The 5375-nt window shown below is 70.1% G+C and carries 6 protein-coding genes; 2 read left to right on the top strand and 4 right to left on the bottom strand.

All coding sequences use genetic code 11. From position 1 onward, the window contains the following. Window positions 1-147, bottom strand: a 147-nt coding sequence (locus ACE3T5_RS21015; RefSeq protein WP_374670064.1) for a transposase, incomplete at its 3' end; no start/stop codon positions are given. A gap of 143 nt (window positions 148-290) precedes the next feature. Between ACE3T5_RS21015 and ACE3T5_RS21010 the strand changes: the two genes are divergently transcribed. Further along, complete coding sequence (locus ACE3T5_RS21010; protein ID WP_374670063.1) at window positions 291-1070, top strand: type III pantothenate kinase; 780 nt, start codon at window positions 291-293, stop codon at window positions 1068-1070. A 3-nt stretch (window positions 1071-1073) separates the two neighbouring features. On the opposite strand, the gene ACE3T5_RS21005 is transcribed toward ACE3T5_RS21010, so the two are convergent. Together ACE3T5_RS21005 and ACE3T5_RS21000 are read right to left on the bottom strand one after the other, a co-directional pair. Next, on the bottom strand, window positions 1074-2189 hold the full coding sequence (locus ACE3T5_RS21005; RefSeq protein WP_374670062.1) for a M14 family metallopeptidase: 1116 nt from the start codon (window positions 2187-2189) through the stop codon (window positions 1074-1076). After that, entirely contained in the window at window positions 2186-3382 is a 1197-nt protein-coding gene (locus tag ACE3T5_RS21000) for a M20 aminoacylase family protein (RefSeq protein WP_374670061.1), read from the bottom strand. The genes ACE3T5_RS21005 and ACE3T5_RS21000 overlap by 4 nt, the downstream gene beginning before the upstream one ends. Before the next feature lie 80 nt (window positions 3383-3462). Between ACE3T5_RS21000 and argE the strand changes: the two genes are divergently transcribed. After that, window positions 3463-4632 carry an acetylornithine deacetylase gene (gene argE / locus ACE3T5_RS20995; protein ID WP_374670060.1) on the top strand — a complete coding sequence of 390 codons (1170 nt, stop codon included), beginning with the start codon at window positions 3463-3465 and terminating at the stop codon, window positions 4630-4632. Between the two features lie 42 nt (window positions 4633-4674). Here argE and ACE3T5_RS20990 read toward each other — a convergent pair. After that, window positions 4675-5375, bottom strand: a 701-nt coding sequence (locus ACE3T5_RS20990) for an ABC transporter substrate-binding protein (protein WP_374670059.1), incomplete at its 5' end; no start/stop codon positions are given.

Below are 5375 nucleotides of genomic sequence, written 5' to 3'. Positions count from 1 at the left end.
CGCGCGAGTCAGTCCGAGCCGCTCATCGACCTGCTTGAGCAGCAGCACGCCGCCGTCGCTGACGATGTCGCCACCATCAAACGCAGCCTCCACGACGCGCCGCCCGACGCGTCCAAACTGCACGGTCTCTTCGGTACACTTTGGCATCGGCGGTCCTCGGTTTTCATTGGCGTCAGATACCTATGAAAACGCGCTACGGCACGAGGCCGCCGACCTCTTCTGGTGAAATATCCGGGCTAGGCGGACACGCGGCTTCCCGTGCCCAGCCGGGCGATCGCCATTGCCGCATCATGACCTTCCTCGCTATCGACATCGGCAACACGCGTCTCAAGTGGGCGCTGTTCGCCCGGGCCGAACCGGGCCAGGCGCCCCTCGCGCAGGGCGCCGAATTCCTGGAACACGTGGACAAGCTGGCGGACGGCCCGTGGACCGAGTTGGCGGCGCCGGGCCGCATGCTGGGCTGCTGTGTGGCGGGCGATGCCATCAAGCGGCGCGTGGAAGAGCAGATGGAGGAGCTGTGGGACGTGCCGGCGCACTGGGTCGTCTCCAGCGCGGCGGAGGCCGGCCTCAGCAATGGCTATGACCACCCCACGCGGCTCGGCGCCGACCGCTGGGTGGCCATGATCGGCGCGCGTCACCGGCTGCTGGCCTCGGGGCCGGCGCGGCCAATGGTCGTGGTGATGGTGGGCACCGCCGTCACGGTGGAGGCGGTGGATGCGGGCGGGCGCTTTCTCGGCGGCCTCATCCTGCCGGGCCACGGCATCATGCTCAAGGCCCTGGAGGGCGGCACGGCGGGCCTGCACGTGCCCACCGGTGAGGTGCGTGAGTTCCCCACCAACACCAGCGACGCCCTGACCAGCGGCGGCACCTACGCCATTGCCGGCGCGATTGAGCGGATGGTGCAGCATGTGCGCCGCCATTGCGGCGCGGAGCCAGCCTGCTACATGACCGGTGGCGCCGGCTGGAAGATGGCGCCGCACATGGCGCACCCGTTCGAGCTGGTCGAGTCGCTCATCTTCGACGGCCTGCTGGTCATTGCCCGCGACCGCGCCGCAGCCGCCCTGCGCTGACGGTCAGGCCGCGAGGCCGTCCACGGCCTGCCCCATCGACTCCAGGGCCTGCTCGAGGATGCGGCCGCGCCACTCGTCGGTGTCGGTGTAGAACGCGTCCATCACGGCCTGCTTGATCGCGCGCGCCTGCTCCGGCGGCGCCTCGGGGTGCGCCTGCAGCCATTGGTCGCCGCGCAGCGCGCGCATCACGTCGAGCAGGGGTTGCGTGCCGTACTCCATGGCCAGGCCGGTGTACTCGGCCTGGGGGCACTCCTCGTAGATCGCATTCCACATCAGGCCCGTGAGGAAGGCCGAGGTGGACGAGCCGTCGTAGATGGAGGTGACTGGCGTGCGACCGCCGCCCGCCCACCAGGCGCGCGCCCGGGCAGTGGCCACCGCGTCGTCACGCCCTGCATAGATGCGTTCACCCACGCCGTTGGGGCCCAGGCCGGTGTGGAAGTCGATCCAGCCGATGCGTGCCGCGCCACGGCCCTGCGCCCGCAGCACGCCACGCAGCGTGGTGTTGCTCCATGAGGGCGCGGTGCCGCCGAAGAACAGGCCATCGGGGTATTCATGCTGGCCGCTGCTGACGGCGGCCTGCCAGACCTTCTCGCCGCGCTCGGCGATGAAGCGCGCCACCGCGGCCTGGTTCGCGTCATCCGGCGGCCAGGAGGCTGGCACCAGCAGGGGGTGCACCTCGCGGTAGCCGGCGTTCACCGGCAGGGGCCGCGAAAAGTCGTGGAAGTTGCGGTTGATGTCGATGTTCTCGTGCGTGGTGCGCCGCACGTGCGAGAAGCCATGCGGATTGAGCGCATGGATGTAGAGCACGGCCACGCCGGCCTCGCGCGCGCGGGCGCGCCAGGTGGCGTCGCGCAGGGCCGCGACCTGCACGCCGCTGCCGCAGTAGCCTTCCACGCCGTGGCAGGCACTGCTCAGGATGAGCAGTCGCGAGGCATCGGCCGGGCCGTCGCGCACCACGTCCATCGCCAGCGCCTCGCCGTCGCGGCCGCGCAAGGGGTGCGCATGCGACTCGACCGCCAGGCCGGCCGCGGCCGCCGCGGCCAGGAACTTGTCGCGTGCCTCGGCGTAGCTGCGCGAGAACGCCTGCATGTCTTTCACCATGGGGCTGCCCGTCGTCATGCGCGCTCCCGGGCCAGCCAGGCTTCGGCCAGGCGCACCCAGTAGGTGGCGCCGAGGGGGATCAGGTCGTCGTTGAAATCGTAGCTGGGGTTGTGCAGCATGCAGGGGCCGCCGCCATGGCCCATCTCGCGGTGGCTGCCGTCGCCATTGGCGATGAAGCAGTAGGCACCGGGCTTGGCCTGCAGCATGTAGGCGAAGTCTTCCGCGCCCATGGTCGGCTCCTGCACGTCCACGTGCTCCGCGCCGACGATCGAGGCCATCACCTCGCGCGCGAAGGCGGCCTCCGCCGCGCTGTTGACGGTGGGCGGGTAGTTGCGCACGAACTCGAACTCGCACTGGGCATCGTGCGCGGCGCACACATGCTCCGCGATCTGCTTCATGCGCCGCTCGATCAGGTCCAGCACCTCCAGCGTGAAGGTGCGCACCGTGCCTTGCAGCTCGCAGGAATCGGGCACGACGTTCGTGGCCTCGCCCGCGTGGATCATGGTGACCGAGATCACCCCGGCGTCGATCGGCTTCTTGTTGCGGCTGATGATGGTCTGGAAGGCCTGCACCATCTGGCAGGCCACCGGTACCGGGTCGATGCCGTTGTGGGGCAGGGCGGCATGGCTGCCCTTGCCGCGGATGGTGATGCGGAATTCGTTCGACGACGCCATCACCGGCCCCGGGCTGACGGCGAAGCGCCCCACCGGCGCGCCCGGCCAGTTGTGCATGCCGAAGACGGCCTCCATCGGGAAGCGCTCGAAGAGGCCGTCCTTGATCATCTCGCGCGCGCCGCCGCCGCCCTCTTCCGCGGGCTGGAAGATCAGGTAGACGGTGCCGTCGAACGCGCGATGCCGCGCGAAATGCTGGGCGGCTGCCAGCAGCATGGCGGTGTGGCCATCATGGCCGCAGGCGTGCATCTTGCCCGCGTGCCGGCTGGCGTGGGCGAACTGGTTGTACTCCTGCATCGGCAGGGCGTCCATGTCGGCGCGCAGGCCCACGGCCCGGTCCGAGGTGCCGTTCTTCACGATGCCCACCACGCCGGTCTTGCCCAGGCCGCGGTGGATGGGGATGCCCCATTCGGTGAGCCGCGCGGCCACCAGATCGGCGGTGCGGACCTCCTCGAAGCAGAGTTCGGGGTGCGCGTGGATGTCACGTCGCAGCGCGGCAATGCCCGCCGCCTGGGTGACGATGGAGTCCAGCAGTTTCATGGCTTGCTTTCCTTGGCAATCCGACAGTCTATCGGGCCGCCCGCAGCGGGCCAAGGCGGGATTCCGCCACAATCGAAGGCATGCATCCCGCCCCCCTGGAACCGCGTGCGCTCGAGCTGGCGCGCACCCTGGTGCAGTTCAACACGGTCAGCGCGAACGCCAACCTGCCGCTGATCCACTTCATCCGCGACGAGCTGGCCCGCCTCGGCGTGAAGAGCCGCCTCACCCACAACGCCGACCGCACCAAGGCCAACCTGTTCGCCACCCTGGGCGAGGGCAAGCCGGCCGGGCTCATCCTGTCCGGCCATACCGACACCGTGCCCTGGGACGGCCAGGACTGGACGGTGGACCCCCTGGCTGCCGTGGTGCGCGACGACCGGCTGTACGGCCGCGGCTCGGCCGACATGAAGAGCTTCATCGCGCTGGCGCTGGCGCAGGCCGAACGCTTCCTGGCCAGCGAGGCGCCGTTCGCGATCCACTTCGCCTTCAGCTACGACGAGGAGGTCGGCTGCTTCGGCGTGAAGGAGCTGATCGCCGACCTGCGCGAAGCCGGCATCGCGCCCGTCGCCTGCATCGTCGGCGAGCCCACCGGCATGGTGCCGGCCATCGCGCACAAGGGCGTGTACCGCTACCGTTGCTGCGTGCGGGGCAAGGAGGCGCATTCCTCGCTCACGCCGCAATCGGTGAACGCCATCGAGATGGCCGCCCGCGTGATCGGCCGCGTGCGTGACATGGCCGAGACCTTCGAGCGCGAGGAGCCGCGCTACGAGGGCTTCGACGTGCCGTTCTCCACCGCCAGCGTGGGCCAGTTCCATGGCGGCATCGCGGACAACGTGGTGCCGCGCGATGCCGAGTTCCGCTATGAGTTCCGGGACCTGCCCACCGCCGATGCGCGCGCCATGCAGGCCGAGGTGGAGGCGTATGCCCGCTCGCTGGAGCCCGCGATGCAGCGCGTGGCGCCGGGCACCGGCTTCCGCTTCGAGACGATCTGCGAGATCCCCAGCTTCCTCGGGTCCGCCGACGACGAGGTGACGCGCCTGGCGCTGCGCCTGGCGGGCGCCGAGCGCACGACGCAGGTGGCCTTCGGCACCGAGGCGGGCCTGTTCAAGCAGGCGGGCATCCGCACCGTGGTGTGCGGCCCCGGCCTGATCGCGCAGGCGCACCAGCCTGACGAATACGTGACGCTGGATCAGCTCGCCCGCTGCCAGGCGTTCCTGCAGGGGCTGGTGGCGGCGCGCCGCATCGACTAGCGGGGGCGGCCTGCGCCGCGCGGTCGTCGCGCGGCGGGTGAACTAGGTGCGCACGCGGCCGTCGCCCGTGAGCATCGAGAGCTCGACGAAAGTCGAGGCCACGTGGCTGGCCGGCGAGAAGCCCACATTGAAGCCGCCGAGCGACAGGCTGCCGATCGACTCGAGCCCGCTGATGAGGGCATCCCGCGTCAGCTTGCCCGTGGCGCGGCGAAGGCCTTCCACCATCGTGCGGGCGGCCAGATACCCCTCCATGCTGGAGAAGTTCGCCTGGTAGTCGGCGCCGCCCTTCTTGATGGCCTCCAGGTATTCGCGCGCAATCGGTCGCGCAGCGTTGTACGGGGAGGGCACCACCTGGGAGACGACGACGCTCGCGCCCTCCTTGCCCAGTTCGTCCGCCAGGGCCTGGGTGCCGACGAAGGACACGTTGTAGAAGGTGCCGCCATAGCCGGCGGCCTTGGCCGCCTTGATGAAGGCCGCGCAGGACTTGTAGGCGCTGATCTGCACGATGGCATCGGGCTGCGCCGCGACCAGGGTCTTCACCGCCTCGGCCACGTCCACGCTGTTGCGCTCCACGGTCGCGCGGGCCACGGGCTTCATGTTCTGCGCCGCCAGCGCAAGCTCCACGCCGTCGAGGCCGGCCTTGCCGTAGGCGTCGTTCTGGTGGAAGACGGCGATCTTCTTCAGGCCCAGGCTGGTGGTCTGCTTCACGATCAGCGCCGTCTCGTCGTTGTACGAGGCGCGCA

Source organism: Ramlibacter sp. (genome assembly GCF_041916345.1).
Taxonomy (GTDB): domain Bacteria; phylum Pseudomonadota; class Gammaproteobacteria; order Burkholderiales; family Burkholderiaceae_C; genus Ramlibacter.
Note: the sequence above shows the minus strand (reverse complement) of the source record. Positions and strands in the feature narration are given on the sequence as shown.